We start from the raw sequence: 16,134 nt of genomic DNA, 5'->3' as shown, positions 1-16,134 counted from the left end.
CCTCACTCTTCGATATCGAACCAGTCATGGACACGACATTACTCCTACCCCTTACGGAAGTGGGAGGGCGTGTCCGGTCAATTAGGGGGCGGCTTCACAGTTTTCGAATGAGATCGTCGGGAAGTTGCATTTGTTGTTCGACCTCCCCAAATCTTTTGATCTCCAAGATGCCCCGGCTCACCCCGTCCCACATGACCTCGCTCGGCTGCTTCGGCGCTATTGCTTTTATCGTGCCTGATAGCGCTTCAATCCACTCTGATGGAGGCTGCCGCGGATCGATTAAGTTAGGTAATCGCTCTAAAACGGCGGCAACTTTATCCGCTTTGCCAGCTACCGCGAGGGTTACTAGCATTCCATCGTCTTCCCACGTGACAGGTACCGCAGCGCGCTGAGTGATTCCCGTCTCAACATCGGCAGACAAAGCGTCGGCTAAGACGGTGACAAATCCGTCGAAGGTTGTCTTGAGGTCGCCATCCGGCACGAATGCAATACGGGGAAGATTTAGTATCCCGTCCCGAAAGCCCGTGGTTGGTACGGTACTCAAGTCGAACATTGCGCGAAGGCGTTGGGCCACTTGACCGACGCCTACTTCGAGGTAGTAAATTTCGTGTCCGCCCATTTCAAAAAATTGATCCAAGAAAAATTGAATGGGCGGTCCGCTCAGTGTGCCCTCTGCAAGAGTGACGAGCGCTGCAATATCTGGAGAATCTGATTTGATATCCTTTATGATGTTTTGATCTGATCCTTGTTCTGTAGCGATATCTGTATCTGTTGAGCCGCGAAAATACTCAGGAATAAGATTGTTACCTCGGAAATAGGCTGTAAGAATCTCTTTCCAATCTTTGATGGGCAAAGCGTTATCCAAGCGGAAGAGTTTGGTGTACTCAGAACGCTTGCCCGCTCGATCGATAGAGGCATCTATTCGCTTCAAATAGTCGTCCGCAGGGTAGGCTCTAATGGCCCCATCGAAGTGGGTAATAGCATCTTCTTCGGCGGAGAACTCTGCATGGGCATACCTGCAGCCAAATTGATCATCTCCTAAGCCTGCCGACGGATTTTCTATCAATTCTTCGATTTCAAAGGTCCTGAATTCACTACGGCGCTCTTCATCTCCATCTCGCGTCTCGGGCGATTTCCACCAAACATGGGTGCGATCAATGCCCTCAAACTTTCGAGTGCGCTCGTCAGCTTTGTGTTCGGCAACGCCATTCTTGATATTAGCGATATCGTCATCGTATAGAGGTCCACGCCAATATTCAAGCTCAACTATATTCCTGACGCTGTCAGGGTGCCCAATGATATCTGGATCGAGTCGTAATCTAACTCGAAGACCAGGTTGGGTGGCGGCAATTGTTGCAAATTTCTGAAGAAAATCTACATTGAGCTTGTTGCGATGTGATAGGCTTCGTCGAAAAAAACGATGGGCGAAAAGCAATAAGTCGCGATCTGTATCATGGAAAATGCCTGGTTGTATTTCTGTCATACGGTCTATTACATCGCGATAGTCCGCAAGTCCGTCTTTGTCGACCTTGCCTACCCCCGGAATAAAAAGCTCAGGATAAAGTGTGGCAGCGATGCCCTGCTTTTCTACTACTGCCGCTTCAAGCTGAAGCGACCGTGCTCCCAAAGATTCCGCGATCTCCGCTCGCTTCAGGATTTCAGCCTGTAAAGGGACAGCGCCATGGTGAAACGCGGTCCAGTAAGACTCCGCTATGGATCGGAGTTGCGCCCTCTCTGTCTCATTTTCTGGTTCCTCAATTTGTCCTAGGACGCGAACCATCTCGCTGTCGAGGTAGAGCCCCAGCTCGCAGCTCCAACCAATTAATCGATGCATGTCGTGCTGTAGATTACAAGGTGTCCCGCAACGGACGCCTCTTGCTTGACACTCACGCCGATGATTTTGATGAGCCCGCATCAATTCAGAGGCAGGAAATCTCATTTTGCTACGATTGACCTGATCGGTATCGAAAACACCGCGGCTGACACGCATGGATTTATTGCCTTCAAGAGGGCTATTCTGTAGATTTGGTTGTGTACCCTAATGTACACAAATCAACCCTGCCTTGCCATCTGAGCATACCCAGCGGCTCCTGTGTGCGTTTAGTTTCTATTTAGTAACAGGTCTTTTGAAGATCAAATTCAGGCCATTTGTCCTGGATACCGGTCGATTGCGAACTTCGTCGTTTTGGGCGGTAGCGCGATGTCAACCCAGCTTTACTCCGCCGCCTCCCGCACCGCCTTGCCCTTCGCAATCGGCCGGCGCTCCAGCACCTCCTTGAGGAAGCGGGCGGTGTGGCCCTTGCCGGCCTTGACGATGGCCTCGGGCGTGCCCTCGGCCACCACGACGCCGCCGCCGTCGCCGCCCTCGGGGCCCATGTCGATCACCCAGTCGGCCGTCTTCACCACTTCGAGGTTGTGCTCGATGACGACGACGGAATTGCCCTGCTCGACCAGCTCGTGCAGCACCTCCATCAGCTTGGCGACGTCGTGGAAATGCAGGCCGGTGGTCGGCTCGTCCAGGATGTAGAGGGTGCGGCCGGTGGCGCGCTTGGAGAGCTCCTTCGAGAGTTTCACGCGCTGGGCCTCGCCGCCCGAGAGCGTCGTGGCCTGCTGGCCGACCTTGACATAGTCGAGGCCGACGCGGGCGAGCGTCTCCATCTTGTCGCGGATCGAGGGCACGGCCTTGAACAGATCCTTGGCCTCCTCGACCGACATGTCGAGCACGTCGGCGATGGAGTGGTCGCGGTATTTCACCTCCAGCGTCTCGCGGTCGTAGCGCTTGCCCTTGCAGACGTCGCAGGTGACGTAGACATCCGGCAGGAAGTGCATCTCGATCTTGATGACGCCGTCGCCCTGGCAGGCCTCGCAGCGGCCGCCCTTGACGTTGAACGAGAACCGGCCCGGCTGATAGCCGCGCGCCTTGGCCTCGGGCAGGCCGGAGAACCAGTCCCGGATCGGCGTGAAGGCGCCCGTATAGGTCGCGGGGTTGGAGCGCGGGGTGCGGCCGATCGGCGACTGGTCGATGTCGATGACCTTGTCGAGATGCTCGATGCCCTCGATGCGGTCATGCGGGGCGGGGTGGTCGATCGCGCCGTTGAGCTTGCGCGCCACCGCCTTGTAGAGCGTGTCGATGACCAGCGTCGACTTGCCGCCCCCCGAGACGCCGGTGATGCAGGTGAACAGCCCGAGCGGGATCTCGACCGAGACATTCTTCAGGTTGTTGCCGCGCGCACCGACGATTTTCAGCGAGCGGCCCTTCTGGGCCTTGCGGCGGCGCACGGGCACCGCGACCGAGAGCTCGCCGGTGAGGTATTTGCCGGTCAGCGAGTCGGGATTGTCGAGGATCTGCTGCGGCGTGCCCTGGGCGACGATGCGCCCGCCATGGATGCCGGCGCCGGGGCCGACATCGACGACGTAATCGGCGGTGAGGATCGCGTCCTCGTCATGCTCGACGACGATGACGGTGTTGCCGAGGTCGCGCAGGCGGCGCAGCGTGCCGAGCAGCCGCTCATTGTCGCGCTGGTGCAGGCCGATCGAGGGCTCGTCGAGCACATAGAGCACGCCGGTGAGGCCGGAGCCGATCTGGCTGGCGAGGCGGATGCGCTGGCTCTCGCCGCCCGAGAGCGTGCCCGAGGCGCGGGCGAGCGTCAGATATTCGAGGCCTACATCGAGCAGGAAGGTCAGCCGGTCGCGGATCTCCTTGAGGATGCGCGGGGCGATCTCGTTCTGCTTCTGGCTGAGGCGCGAGGGCAGGCGGGTGACCCAGTCGAGCGCGTCCTTGACCGAGAGCCGCGAGATCTCGCCGATATGGCAGCCGTCGATCTTGACCGCGAGCGCCTCGGGCTTGAGGCGGAAGCCCTGGCAGGCCTTGCACGGCGTCTCGGACATGAAGCGGCCGATCTCCTCGCGGGCCCAGTCCGACTCCGTCTCCTTCCAGCGCCGCTCCATATTGGTGATGACGCCCTCGAAGGGCTTCCTCACCTCATAGGCGCGCAGGCCGTCATTATAGGCCATGCGCACCGGCTCGGCGCCGGTGCCGTAGAGGATCGAGATCTTGGCGCTGTCGGGAAGCTCGGCCCAGGGCTTGGTCATCGAGAAGCCGAGATGGCGGGCGAGCGCCTCCAGCGTCTGGCCGTAATAGGGCGAGGTCGACTTGGCCCAGGGGGCGATGGCGCCCTTCTTCAGGCTGAGCGAGGAATCCGGGACGATCATGTCCGGGTCGATGCGCATCTCGTGGCCGAGGCCGTCGCAGGCCGGGCAGGCGCCGAAGGGGTTGTTGAAGGAGAACAGGCGCGGCTCGATCTCGGGAATGGTGAAGCCGGAGACCGGGCAGGCGAATTTCGAGGAGAAGACGATGCGGCGCGGCGAGCCGTCCTCCTCCTTCTCGTCGGCATATTCGAAGACGGCGATGCCGTCGGTGAGGTCCAGCGCCTGCTCCAGCGAGTCGGCGAGGCGGGCGCCGAGATCGGGCCTGATCACAAGGCGATCGACGACGACGTCGATGTCATGCTTGAACTTCTTGTCGAGCGCGGGCGCATCGGGGATCTCGACGAACTCGCCATTGATCTTGACGCGCTGGAAGCCGCGCTTCAGCCACTCCGCCATCTCCTTGCGGAACTCGCCCTTGCGGCCGCGCACGACGGGGGCGAGCAGGTAGCCGCGCGTCTTCTCCGGCAGCTCGACCAGCCGGTCGACCATCTGCTGCACGGTCTGGCTCTCGATCGGCAGGCCGGTGGCGGGCGAATAGGGGATGCCCGCGCGCGCCCAGAGCAGGCGCATGTAGTCGTGGATCTCGGTGACGGTGCCGACGGTGGAGCGCGGGTTCTTCGAGGTCGTCTTCTGCTCGATCGAGATCGCCGGCGAGAGCCCGTCGATCTGGTCGACATCGGGCTTGCTCATCATCTCGAGGAACTGGCGGGCATAGGCCGAGAGGCTCTCGACATAGCGGCGCTGGCCTTCGGCATAGATCGTATCGAAGGCGAGCGAGGATTTGCCCGAGCCCGAGAGCCCGGTGAAGACGACGAGCTTGTCGCGCGGAATCGCGAGATCGACGTTCTTGAGATTGTGCTCGCGGGCGCCGCGCACGGTAATCATGCGCGAGTCGGTGCGGCGGGCCTCGTCGAACATCGCCTCCAGCGCGGCGGCCTGGTCGGCGAGCGAGGTCTTGTTGCCGGACGAGGTCTGGCCCGACGAAGTTTTGGCGCCGGAGGAGGGTTTGCGAGCCATGGGGGCGTCCGGAGAGGGATGAGCCGTAGAGATAGGGCAAATGCCGCGCCACGCCAGACCGGCCGGCAGGCGGCGGCAATGTCTATCACGCACAGCGCCAGCGGCGCGGGGTCGCAGCGGGTGCTGCTGACAGGGGATGGCAGGAGCGGGCGACACCAAAGCCCTCATCCTGAGGAGCGCTCCCGTGGAGCGCTCCTCAGGATGAGGGCTTGGAACTGGGACGCGCGAAGCGCTTCAGGCCGTCGCGGCCCCCAAATAGGCCACCGCCGCATCGACGCCGCCCGCGCCATGAGGCACGCCCTTGGCCTGCAGCGTCATCTCGACGACGGCGAGCGTGCCGAGCACGGTCGGCGCGTTGACATGGCCCATATGGGCGATGCGGAAGGCCTTGCCACCGAGCTCGCCGATGCCGAGGCCGAGCGAGACGCCGCCGACATCGCGGGCGAAGTCCGTGAGGGTGGCGGTCTCGATGCCTTGGACCAGCACCGGCGTCACTGACGGCGCGCGCTGGAGCGGGTCGGTGATGTTGAAGGTCACGGCCTGGCCCTCGGCCCAGCGCGCGACGGCAGCATGGGTCGCGCCGGCGAGCAGGCGGTGGCGCTCCCATACGGCTTCGAGCCCTTCCTCGAAGATCATGTCCAGCGCCGCGCGCAGGCCGAAGAGCAGATGCTCCGGCGCCGTGCCGCAATGCTTCATATAGGCCAGCGTGTTCATGCGGGACGACCAGTCCCAGTACAGCGTCTTCATCGTCGCGGACTTGTGGGCGGCGATGGCCTTCTCGTTCGCGGCCACGAAAGCCAGCCCCGGCGAAGTCATCAGCCCCTTCTGGGAGGCCGACATGGCGACATCGACGCCCCAGGAATCCATCTCAAAGGGCATGCAGCCGACCGAGGCGACGCCATCCACCATGAATAGGGCCGGGTGGCCGGCGGCGTCGATGGCGCGGCGGACCGCCGGCACGTCGTTGACGACGCCCGAGGCGGTGTCGATCTGCACCATCAGCACGGCCTTGATGGCGTGGGCGTCATCGGCGCGCAGACGGGCCTCGACGGCGGCGGGGTCGATCGCGGCGCGCCAGCTGCCCGGCAGCACTTCGACATCGGCACCCATGAAGGCCGCCATCTCGCCCCAGCCGATGGCGAAGCGCCCGCTCGCCAGCACCAGCACCTTGTCGCCGCGCGACAGCACATTGGTCAGCGCCGCCTCCCAGCCGCCATGGCCGTTGGCGGCGTAGACGAAGGTCTCGCCGGTGGTGCGGAAGATGCGCTTCAGATCCGCCAGGACGGACTCGGTCAGATCGACGATCGTCTTCGAGGCGAGCTCCTCCGCGGGGCGCATCATCGCCTGGAGCACGCGGTCGGGAATATTGGTCGGCCCCGGCATCGCGAGGATGTGCCGGCCGTTGGCGACGCTCATCTGACGGGAATCCTGTGTGGAGGCGGGGAGTGGGCGGGTCTGTCGTCGCCATAACGACAGCGCCCGGCCACAAGCAAGAGCCGTGCACGCCGCAGGGGCATTCCGGTGCTGCCGGAGGCGTGCATGGCGCCCCTGCCAATATTTCGCTGGCTTGCGAGCGCGCGCGGGTTCAAAGGCTTGAAGCTCTGGCCTGGCTCGAACCGGACACGCCTCGGATATGACCGCCACCACGCCCACCGCCCGGATCGCCCAGGGCGCCGCCATGCCGGTGCTGATCGCGCTCAGCGCGACGCATCTGCTCAACGACATGATGCAGTCGCTGATCCCGGCGATCTATCCGATCATCAAGACGGCCTATGGGCTGGATTTCGGCCAGATCGGTCTGATCACCCTGACCTTCCAGATCACGGCCTCGCTGTTCCAGCCCCTGGTCGGCGCCTATACCGACAAGAACCCGATGCCCTATTCGATGGTCGTCGGCATGGGCTTCACCCTCATCGGGCTGATCGGCCTCGCCTATGCCGGCAGCTATGGGCTGCTGCTGATCTCGGCGGGTTGCGTCGGGCTGGGCTCCTCGATCTTCCACCCGGAAGCGACCCGCATGGCGCGCAACGCCTCGGGCGGGCGGCACGGGTTGGCGCAGGGCATCTTCCAGGTCGGCGGCCAGACGGGCGGCGCGCTGGGGCCGCTGCTCGCGGCCTTCATCATCGTGCCGCGCGGGCAGGCGAGCCTGGCCTGGTTCTCGGCCACGGCCCTGCTCGCCATGGTGCTGATGACCTGGACGGCCGGGCGCTATGCCGAGCTGCAGCGCCAGAAAGCGGCGGCCGCGCCCGCGGCCAAGGCCGCGACGGGGCCCGCGACGCCGGTGCGCTCGGCGGCAGCGGTCGCCTTCGCGGCGACGGTGCTGGTCATCCTGCTGTTCTCGAAGAACGCCTATTCGCAGAGCTTCAGCTCGTTCTACACCTTCTATCTGATCGGGAAATTCGGGGTCAGCGTGCAGACCTCGCAGGTCATGCTGTTCCTGTTCCTGGCCTCCTCGGCCGCCGGGGCGATATTCGGCGGCATTCTCGGAGACCGGATCGGCCGCAACAAGATCATCTGGTTCTCGATCCTGGGGGCGCTGCCCTTCACGCTGGTGCTGCCGCATGTCGATCTGGTCTGGACCGGCGTCCTGACGATCGTGATCAACCTGATCATGTCGAGCGCCTTCGCGGCGATTCTGATCTATGCGATGGAGCTGATGCCCGGCCGGATCGGCCTCGTCGGCGGGCTGTTCTACGGGCTGTCCTTCGGCCTCGGCGGGCTCGCCGCCGCGATGCTGGGCGAACTCGCCGACCGCATCGGCATCGACGCGGTCTATCATCTCTGCGCCTTCCTGCCGGCGATCGGGCTGCTCGCCTGGTTCCTGCCGCGGCTCGCTCCCGAAGGCCCAACCGCTTCGGGGCACTGAGGCCGGCCGGATTGATCTGCCCCAATGCGCGCCGCGCTGCTCGCGCTAGGCTGACTCCCAAAAGCCAGGCCCCGGCCTCGTGCCGGAGGCGAAAGCGGGGGAGAGGCCATGGACGAGATTCGGAGCGGGAGCGGAGCGGTGGAGCCGCGGCGGCCGGACCCGGTGGTGCGGCGCATCGGCGTCCATGACGTGGTCGAAGCCTTCGTCGCGGGCTTGCGGGATTTCCAGGCGGCGCCGCTGTTCGGGCTGTTCTTCGGCGGGCTCTATGCGTTGGGCGGGCTCGCCATCCTGATGTCGCTGACGCGCTTCGGCCTGCCCTATCTCGCCTATCCGCTGGCGGCGGGCTTCGTGCTGATCGGCCCCTTCGTGGCGGTGGGGCTCTATGAGGTGTCGCGGCGGCGCGAGGCGGGGGAGCCGCTAGGCTGGGGGCCGGTGCTCGGCGTCGTCTTCGCCCAGAGCCAGCGGGAACTGGGCTGGATGGCCTTCGTCACGTTGTTCGTGATGATGATGTGGCTCTACCAGGTGCGGCTGCTGCTGGCGCTGTTCCTCGGATTCCAGTCCTTCTCCAGCTTCATGGGCTTTTTGACCGTCATCACCTCGACGGCGGAAGGACTGATGTTCCTCGCCGTCGGCCATGTCGTCGGGGCGGTGCTGGCGACGATCCTGTTCTCGCTGACGGTGATTTCCTTTCCGCTGCTGCTCGACCGCGAGGTCGATTTCATCACCGCGATGATCACCAGCGTGCGGGCCGTCTCGACTAATCCGGTGCCGATGCTGGGCTTTGCGGCGGCGATCGCGGCGCTGTGTCTGGTGGCGATGCTGCCGGCCTTTCTCGGCCTCGTCGTGCTGCTGCCGGTGCTCGGCCATGCGACCTGGCATCTCTACCGGCGGGTGGTCGAGCCCGCGGCCTGAGCCGTCTTCCGCCTGCTGACATGACGCGACACGCGCCTGCTGTCAGTGTCCGCGGGCAGGAGGACCGACCATGGACGTGTTGCGACCCTACCGGGCGATGGCTTTCAACAATCTCTGGGCCAATCACCGGCTGCTCAGTGCCTGTTCGGCGCTCTCGGCGGCGGAGTGGGTGGCGCCGCGCACCGGGTTCTTCCCGAGCCTGCGGGCGACGCTCAACCACATCCTGATCATCGATCATTTCTATGTCGACGCGATGGAGGGCGGGACGCTCGGCCCCGTCGCCTGGGCGAACCGCGAGCCCTGCGCCACGCTGCCCGAGCTTCAGGCCGCGCAGAAGGCGATGGACCGGCGGCTGATCGCCGTGGTCGAGGCGGCGGCGGGTCATGACGGGCTGGAGCGGATCGTCAGCGTGCATCGCGGCGCGCGCATCCAGCACGAACGGCTCGACCGGCTGCTGCTGCATCTGTTCCAGCACCAGATCCACCATCGCGGCCAGGCCCATGCCATGCTCAGCGGCAGCTCGGCGCCGCCGCCGCAGCTCGACGAGTTCTTTTCGGTGGGCGAGGCGGAGCTGCGGGCCGGGGAGTTCGCCGCGCTGGGGATCAGCGAGGCGCGGGTGTGGGGGGAGGGCTGACGCCGTCTAGCCACTCCGTTCTTGCACGGGACCACGCCGTCATACCGTGGCGCCGCTGCGCGCTTGTCGCTTCTGCGCAACACGCTCAGGCGGGCGCGGCGATCCTGTTGGCTCCGCCGAAAACAGGGGACAACCCCGCGGAGGGCCCTTGAACAAAACAAGAACATCATTGATAGTGAGGCGGTCGGCCGGTAGGGTCCTGCTCCGGTCGCGGGCCGGTTTCGAAGTGCGCAGGAAATGGAGCCTCTCATGGCTGGTAGCGTCAACAAGGTCATTCTGGTCGGCAATCTCGGGCGCGACCCGGAGGTCCGCCGCCTCGGCTCGGGCGAGCCGGTCGTCAATCTGCGCATCGCCACCTCGGAAACCTGGCGCGACAAGCAGTCGGGCGAGAAGAAGGAGCGCACCGAGTGGCACTCGGTCGTGATCTTCAACGAGAACCTCGCCAAGGTCGCCGAGCAGTATCTGAAGAAGGGCTCGAAGATCTATATCGAGGGCCAGCTCCAGACCCGCAAATGGCAGGACCAGTCGGGCGTCGAGAAATACACCACCGAGATCGTGCTGCAGCGCTATCGCGGCGAACTCACCATCCTCGACAGCCGCGGCCAGGGCGGCTCTGACGAATATGGCGAGGGCGGCGGCATGATGGAGGATCGCTCCTCCGGCTCGTCCTTCGGTCGCTCGGGCCCGATGGGCGGCGGTGGCGGCGGTTCGCGCCAGCCGGCGATGGCCGGCGGTGGCGGCGGCGGGCGCTCCTCCTCGAGCCATCTCGACGACGACATCCCGTTCTAAAATGCGGTACTTATGAGTTTGTAAACTGTACTCGTAACAATCTGACCCAATTGACGAAATCGGATCGGTTTGTTCAGAGAAATGCAACCAGCCCCTTGTTGCAATATGCGGGCTCTTGGTTTTGTAAACCGAGAGCCCCTAAGGGGCTGGAATGTATCAGGAAGTTGCGCCTTTCCACGTAAAGCAAGGCCGGTTTCGATCGGGCGAGCGCTTTCCGCGCGTTGTCGATGATGCCGGCATTCTAGCGTTCGATCCGACGATCTACGCGGTGCACGTCCTGCGAGCCCGGGAAGGCTCTGCCGGTACGATGGAGGCCCATCTCCGCGCAATCGCGCTTCTGATGAATTGGGCCGTCGCGCGCGGCATCGATCTTCGAGCTCGGTTTGAAACGCTGGAGTTGATCTCGCCCTCGGAAATCATCGATCTTCGCGACAATCTCCGGCTGCGCGTCAAACGAGAAACTTCGGTCGAGGCAAGAGCCCGACCAGCTACAATCGGGGCCGGTAGCTTTTATAATCGATGCCGGTTCGTGGCTGAATTCATCCTCTGGCATGCTCGCAGTGCGCTGATGCGCATGCGGTTAGGCGACACCCGCCTTCCTGAAGGCCGTCGACGCATCGAGCAGTTCGAGCGGCTGATGCTGGAGAACCTTCCGCGGGGCCGTTCCGTTGGCCGGGAGGGTATCGACGAGGCCGCGCAGGCACTGTTCCTCCAGGCGATCAAGTCGGGCAATCCGCTCAATCCGTTCCAGGACCAACATCAGCTGAGAAACGAAGCGCTCTTGCTGCTCTACTACGAGACAGGCATGCGACGGGCTGAGGCACTGAAGTTGAAGGGGGAGCACCTCATCGCTCTCGGGAGTAGCTCTCCTCAAGTCAGGGTCATCCGTGACCCTGACGATCCTGGAGATCCCCGTCAAATCGAGCCTCGCGTCAAAACCTTGCCGCGCGACATTCCGATTAGCGCTGAGCTTGCCCAGCTCTTGCTTCGTTGGATGGGAGTTCGCCGCGATCGCAGTCGCTACGGTGAAGCACGAAAGACGCCCTACGTCTTTGTCGCTCGTACAGGTCGCCCGTTGGGCCTTCGGACGGTGAACGACATGTTTGATCTGTTGCGCAAAAGAATCGGCGGCTTACCTAAAGAGCTTGTGCCTCATGTGCTAAGAAACACCGCCAACGATCGTTTCTCGGCCGCTGCGGATGCGCAAGGGATCAGCGAAGAGCACGAGAAGCAGGCGCGGAACTATACTATGGGTTGGACGAAGGACTCCCAGCAGGGAGACAAATATACACAACGGCACACGCGCAAGCGCGCTGAAAAGGTGATGCTGAGCATGCAGGATAAGAGCAGCGTGGGAAAATCGCGGTGATTTCTGTCACCCGGAGTTCAGAGAATTTCCGTCCCTTTCGATCTGGAAACTCGATAAATGACCTCGCTGGTCTCCCAGTGGACGTATCAGGCTGGTCTTGGAGGTTGAATTCTGTCGGAGAGCAGTCGACGCTCAACTGGAGACGGCTGCGCTTCCTTTCTGACCACATTCTATCAGCTACGGCTGATTTTATCGCAAAACTGATTAAGTCGAGGTCCCCGGATAACGTTAGAAATACGTTTGATACACTCGTGTATTTAGAGAGATCGCCTGCAATTATTGCATCGTCCGAAAATGCTGGTAGGATTGGACCAGAATTCTTCTCGGAGCTGCGCGATTATTTTGGACCAAGGGGGGCTTGGCGCCTCCACTATCTTCGCCACTGGTATCGCTGTTGTGTTGACCTTGGCTGTCCGCACTTCAGCGAGGAGGTGGCTTTCGAGCTTGATCAGAAGGTCATTGGCGGAAACCAAAAAGGTCATGCGGTTCTTTCGCTTGACCCTGGCGAGGGGCCCTTAAACGACTTGGAGATCACAGCTCTGCTGAACGCGCTGAGAGCTGCGGGCCAGTCAAATACCATCACTTTGGCAGAGTTAGCCGCACTCTGGCTATGTATTGCCTTCGGCAGCAACCCCCTCCAATTCGCTCTCCTTCGTGAAGACGACGTGAGCGTGATTGAGGAAGAGGGGAGCCGGTTTATCCATGTCAACGTCCCGCGGGTGAAGAAGCGCACGGAGGCTCCGCGCCGCGAGTTTCGGCTTCGAAAACTCAATCAGGAAATCGGTCAGGTAGTACTCGACTTAATGGATGAAAATCGCCGACGACGCGAAGCGCGAGGTTGGTGGGATTCCGATCATGCCTTGCCACTGTTCGTTCGCGGCTCTCCTCGATCAGACGAAGACGGACCGCTGTCAGAATATGCTCGACACCTGTACGCCTCCGAGCTGACGGCAATGGTGCGGAACGCAGTGGATCGCCTAGAAGTAATCTCGCCGCGCACCGGGCGCCCACTTGAAGTCACACCCCGCCGTTTGCGCTACACATATGCCACGCGGCTGGTCCGAGAAGGTGTCAGTAAGCGAGAACTCGCCGACCTTCTCGATCACACGGACCTGCAGAACGTCCAGGTCTACTTCGACATCAAGTCGGACATCGTGGAGTCGCTCGATAAGGCCATGGCGCTGGCGCTCGGACCTGTCGCTCAGGCGTTTCTCGGCAAGATCGTGCGCGCCGAGCCCGAAGCCGTTCGCGGGGACGATCCCAGCAGCCGCGTGAAGACACTCGACAAGACCAGCGACCAGGTCGTCAGTTTGGGCACATGCGGGCAGCACTCGTTTTGCGGGTTCTTGGCTCCTGTCGCTTGCTACACCTGCGCTCAGTTCCAACCTTGGATGGATGGTCCGCACGACGTCATACTGAACGACCTTCTGGCGAAGCGGGATCGGAAGCTGGCTGCCGGCCAGGATGGTCGGATGGTAGCGATCTACGACTCAACGATCCTGGCAATCGGCGATGTGATCTCGCGGATTGAGGCGGCTCGCGCAGGCGAAGCTGCATGAGCCTTCACACTCTTCCGTCGGCGCGCAATCTCGATGCGCAGCAGAATCTGGCCAACTTCATAGCAGGCGCTCGGCAACTCAGCGCTTTTGGCCCTGTGGACTTCGACGATCCGATCTGGCGGGTCGAATCCATCAAGAAAAAACGCGCGTCGAGCTCTCGAACCGGCGTGAGGACCCTCTATTTTACGCAATCGAAGCCCGGAGATCGGAAAGGCGAGGATCGGGTGCCACTGCGGTCGCCGTTGGCCGACTTCATAAAAGCGCTCGTCCGGAAGCGCGAGGATGCGGCCCCAAAGCACATTGAGGACCACCAGATCATCATCCGCGCGGCTCGGTTCCTGGAGCCGGTTATGGCGGACATTGAATACGATCCTTGCCGCCTTCTCTCTGATCACTTCGCTAACGCCGCGAAGGCATCTCGCGAGACCGATACGGGAGCGACGGCCTACGCTCTTGGCAAGAAGCTTGCCGAAATTGCCGATTGGCTGAACCGGTATGGCATCGGCAGAGCCAGAATCGACTTCAAGAACCCCAACCCACGCGTGGACGATAGCAACGTCCGGATTGGTGAGGCCGCAGATGCCCGTCGGGCTCAGAAGCTGCCACAGGAGGAAGAGCTCGATGCGCTCGCGGACCTCGCCAATCGTGTGACTGAACCAGCCGACATCGTTCGCATGCGTGCGGTCGAGTTGCTGGTCTGCGGCGGCTGGCGCATCAACGAGCTGCTGAGCATTCCCGCTGACTGCGAGGTTGAGGAACTCGCGTTCGAGAACGGCGAACCGGTGCTCGACAGCGGCGGAAAGCAGATAGTTCGCTATGGCATCCGGTACTTCGGCGAGAAAGGCGCGCCTCCGCTACCGAAATGGATACCTACGGCTCTGGTCGACGTGGCCAAGCGCGCGATCAGTGACGTCCGACGTATCACCGCCCCGTCGAGGGATGCAGTCCGCTTTATGCATCAAAACCCCGGCTACATCCCGGCTCCCGGCCTCGATCGTGGTGATATGGACGAGTTTGTGAGTGCCGATCAGCTTGAGGTAATCCTCGGGTACAGCAAGTCCGGCGTCAAGCAATGGCTCAAGTCAAGAGGCATTCGCGTAAACATAGGCAGCCAGTTCGGCGCTTACAAAAAGGATGTCGTAACGCAAATCCGATCCGCAATCTCGGGCACGGATGATGGATCGCTTCATAGGGTGGACGATTATCTCTTCCTGATCCCCGAGAACATGATGAGCGCGTACAAGGCGAGCTTGCCTGGCTCAGTTCGCTTGGTCACGGATGGCATGATATCCGTCTTCATAGGCGGGAAAACAGGCGTGCCCTCGATCTTCGAAAAGTTCGGCATCAAAGGTGCTGACGGCCAGCCAATCCGTATGAACACGCACCAGTTCCGCCATTGGCTCAATACGTTGGCTCAAGAAGGCGGCATGAACCAGATGGAAATTGCGCGGTGGTCTGGGCGCAAGGATGTTTGGCAAAATGCAGCGTATGACCACGTCTCCGGTGCGCAGCTGGCCAAGCGCGTTCGGGCCTTGGTTGAAGCCGGGGACATCCGCGGCCCATTGGCAAAGGTCCAGGATCGGTTGCCTCCGGCAGATCGTAAGCAGTTCCGCGAAGCCACGATCACAACCGCACACGTGACCGATATCGGCCAGTGCATCCACGACTGGAGCATGATGCCTTGCCCCACCTTCGGGGACTGCGCGGGGTGTGACGAGCATCTCGTTGTGAAGGGCGACGTCAGCCAGCGCGCAGCTGCGGAACAGCTGCTCAGCGAAACGGAACGGTTGCTCGCCAAGGCGCGGGAGGAGGCAGCCGATGAGACCTACGGTGCGTCGCGTTGGGTTGTCGCTCATCAGCGCATGGCCGCCAATCTGCAAGCAGTCATCGCCGTGCATGGCGACACCACGATACCGGAGGGCACACTCGTGCAGCCCTCGCTTCAGCGTGACTAGGCCGAGACGAGGCTGACCAATGGGACTTGCAGCCTGCCGCCGATACGAGAATCAACTACGGTTCGGCCGCGGACAGGGGCGATCGATGACCGGCTCAGACAGAAAGCAAACAAGACGCGGGAAGGTGAAGCCGCGAACCGGCCCACGTCGCGCGATCGACGATGCGGCCGTACAACGTGTCTGCCAGCTCATCAGAAACTGGCCGACCACGATCCCATTGACCTGGGAAGCACTCGTCAAAATGACTGCTCAGGTCGAGAAGGGCGGCTGGACCCGTCAAGGGCTTAATCGACACAAGGCGATCGTCGATGCATTCCAGCAGCGAAAGCTCGATCTCAGGAAAAGCCCTAAGCCATCGAAAGACCCATTGGTCGTCGTGTTGCGACGCCAGATCGAAGATCGTGATGCCGAGAACCGGACGCTGCGCGAGAAGCTCTCGCACTACGAGGAGCGGTTTATCGTCATGATCAGGAATGCGACAGCTCGCGGCCTCACCCAGAACGACCTCGAGGCCCCAATGCCTCCTATCGATCGTGCGGGAACCTGACTGTGACCGAGGAACTCTCCGGGGCTGCTCTCGGCGCGGAGAACGTGGAGAAACTGCGTCGCTATCTGCGTCAATTATCGGATGAGAAGCAGCCGCTGCCAGAGCGCAATGGCCGCGCAAACGTCTCAGCGATCGCTCTGGCCTGTGGGTTCGATCGACAGGTCCTGTATAAGAACCCGGGTGCGAAGCGCTTGCTAGCCGAGGCTGTCGCCGAACTCGGCCTCGACGCGCCGGCGCCTACCGACGCTGCATCCGAGGTGTCCAGCGACATTCGGAA

The 16,134-nt window shown here is 62.1% G+C and carries 11 protein-coding genes and 1 pseudogene; 9 read left to right on the top strand and 3 right to left on the bottom strand.

All coding sequences use genetic code 11. The annotated features are described in order from the left end of the window. Positions 1 to 94: 94 nt before the first annotated feature. The 3 genes from ACFPN9_RS29600 to ACFPN9_RS29590 all read right to left on the bottom strand — a co-directional run bounded on the left by ACFPN9_RS29600 (position 95) and on the right by ACFPN9_RS29590 (position 6,642). Positions 95 to 1,990 carry a hypothetical protein gene (locus ACFPN9_RS29600; protein ID WP_377818105.1) on the bottom strand — a complete coding sequence of 632 codons (1,896 nt, stop codon included), beginning with the start codon at positions 1,988 to 1,990 and terminating at the stop codon, positions 95 to 97. A gap of 224 nt (positions 1,991 to 2,214) precedes the next feature. Further along, positions 2,215 to 5,226 (bottom strand): excinuclease ABC subunit UvrA, encoded by a 3,012-nt coding sequence (gene uvrA / locus ACFPN9_RS29595; RefSeq protein WP_197426583.1) that lies wholly within the window; start codon positions 5,224 to 5,226, stop codon positions 2,215 to 2,217. Between the two features lie 234 nt (positions 5,227 to 5,460). Then, a complete protein-coding gene (locus ACFPN9_RS29590) occupies positions 5,461 to 6,642 on the bottom strand; it encodes a pyridoxal-phosphate-dependent aminotransferase family protein (protein ID WP_066719469.1) in 1,182 nt (393 codons plus the stop codon). Between the two features lie 217 nt (positions 6,643 to 6,859). Between ACFPN9_RS29590 and ACFPN9_RS29585 the strand changes: the two genes are divergently transcribed. The 9 genes and pseudogenes from ACFPN9_RS29585 to ACFPN9_RS29545 form a co-directional block, all read left to right on the top strand. After that, positions 6,860 to 8,092: an MFS transporter gene (locus ACFPN9_RS29585; RefSeq protein WP_066719472.1), complete on the top strand. Its 1,233-nt coding sequence runs from the start codon at positions 6,860 to 6,862 to the stop codon at positions 8,090 to 8,092. A 108-nt stretch (positions 8,093 to 8,200) separates the two neighbouring features. Then, complete coding sequence (locus ACFPN9_RS29580; protein WP_066719475.1) at positions 8,201 to 9,004, top strand: DUF2189 domain-containing protein; 804 nt, start codon at positions 8,201 to 8,203, stop codon at positions 9,002 to 9,004. A gap of 70 nt (positions 9,005 to 9,074) precedes the next feature. Further along, positions 9,075 to 9,638 (top strand): DinB family protein, encoded by a 564-nt coding sequence (locus tag ACFPN9_RS29575; protein WP_066719476.1) that lies wholly within the window; start codon positions 9,075 to 9,077, stop codon positions 9,636 to 9,638. A 249-nt stretch (positions 9,639 to 9,887) separates the two neighbouring features. Next, positions 9,888 to 10,427, top strand: a complete 540-nt coding sequence (gene ssb, locus ACFPN9_RS29570) for a single-stranded DNA-binding protein (protein WP_066719479.1) — start codon at positions 9,888 to 9,890, stop codon at positions 10,425 to 10,427. Between the two features lie 151 nt (positions 10,428 to 10,578). Beyond that, positions 10,579 to 11,796: a tyrosine-type recombinase/integrase gene (locus ACFPN9_RS29565; protein ID WP_377818104.1), complete on the top strand. Its 1,218-nt coding sequence runs from the start codon at positions 10,579 to 10,581 to the stop codon at positions 11,794 to 11,796. Beyond that, positions 11,793 to 13,355 carry a site-specific integrase gene (locus ACFPN9_RS29560; RefSeq protein ID WP_377818103.1) on the top strand — a complete coding sequence of 521 codons (1,563 nt, stop codon included), beginning with the start codon at positions 11,793 to 11,795 and terminating at the stop codon, positions 13,353 to 13,355. Before ACFPN9_RS29565 ends, ACFPN9_RS29560 begins: the two co-directional genes overlap by 4 nt. Beyond that, complete coding sequence (locus tag ACFPN9_RS29555; RefSeq protein WP_377818102.1) at positions 13,352 to 15,310, top strand: hypothetical protein; 1,959 nt, start codon at positions 13,352 to 13,354, stop codon at positions 15,308 to 15,310. Before ACFPN9_RS29560 ends, ACFPN9_RS29555 begins: the two co-directional genes overlap by 4 nt. Before the next feature lie 85 nt (positions 15,311 to 15,395). Beyond that, positions 15,396 to 15,857 (top strand): hypothetical protein, encoded by a 462-nt coding sequence (locus ACFPN9_RS29550; RefSeq protein WP_377818101.1) that lies wholly within the window; start codon positions 15,396 to 15,398, stop codon positions 15,855 to 15,857. Between the two features lie 2 nt (positions 15,858 to 15,859). Next, positions 15,860 to 16,134, top strand: a pseudogene (locus tag ACFPN9_RS29545) (hypothetical protein); the annotation flags it as partial.

The organism is Allobosea massiliensis, assembly GCF_042655245.1.
In the GTDB taxonomy this organism is placed as follows: domain Bacteria; phylum Pseudomonadota; class Alphaproteobacteria; order Rhizobiales; family Beijerinckiaceae; genus Allobosea; species Allobosea massiliensis.
The sequence above is the reverse complement of the archived record's forward strand: the minus strand, read 5'-3'. Positions and strand labels throughout refer to the sequence as shown.

Excerpts from the sequence above, each read along its gene's own strand:
- uvrA (WP_197426583.1), bottom strand. The coding sequence starts at position 5,226 with ATGGCTCGCAAACCCTCCTCCGGCGCCAAAACTTCGTCGGGCCAGACC.
- ACFPN9_RS29565 (WP_377818104.1), top strand. The coding sequence starts at position 10,579 with ATGTATCAGGAAGTTGCGCCTTTCCACGTAAAGCAAGGCCGGTTTCGA.
- ACFPN9_RS29550 (WP_377818101.1), top strand. The coding sequence starts at position 15,396 with ATGACCGGCTCAGACAGAAAGCAAACAAGACGCGGGAAGGTGAAGCCG.
- ACFPN9_RS29590 (WP_066719469.1), bottom strand. The coding sequence starts at position 6,642 with ATGAGCGTCGCCAACGGCCGGCACATCCTCGCGATGCCGGGGCCGACC.
- ACFPN9_RS29555 (WP_377818102.1), top strand. The coding sequence starts at position 13,352 with ATGAGCCTTCACACTCTTCCGTCGGCGCGCAATCTCGATGCGCAGCAG.
- ACFPN9_RS29585 (WP_066719472.1), top strand. The coding sequence starts at position 6,860 with ATGACCGCCACCACGCCCACCGCCCGGATCGCCCAGGGCGCCGCCATG.
- ACFPN9_RS29580 (WP_066719475.1), top strand. The coding sequence starts at position 8,201 with ATGGACGAGATTCGGAGCGGGAGCGGAGCGGTGGAGCCGCGGCGGCCG.
- ACFPN9_RS29600 (WP_377818105.1), bottom strand. The coding sequence starts at position 1,990 with ATGCGTGTCAGCCGCGGTGTTTTCGATACCGATCAGGTCAATCGTAGC.
- ssb (WP_066719479.1), top strand. The coding sequence starts at position 9,888 with ATGGCTGGTAGCGTCAACAAGGTCATTCTGGTCGGCAATCTCGGGCGC.
- ACFPN9_RS29575 (WP_066719476.1), top strand. The coding sequence starts at position 9,075 with ATGGACGTGTTGCGACCCTACCGGGCGATGGCTTTCAACAATCTCTGG.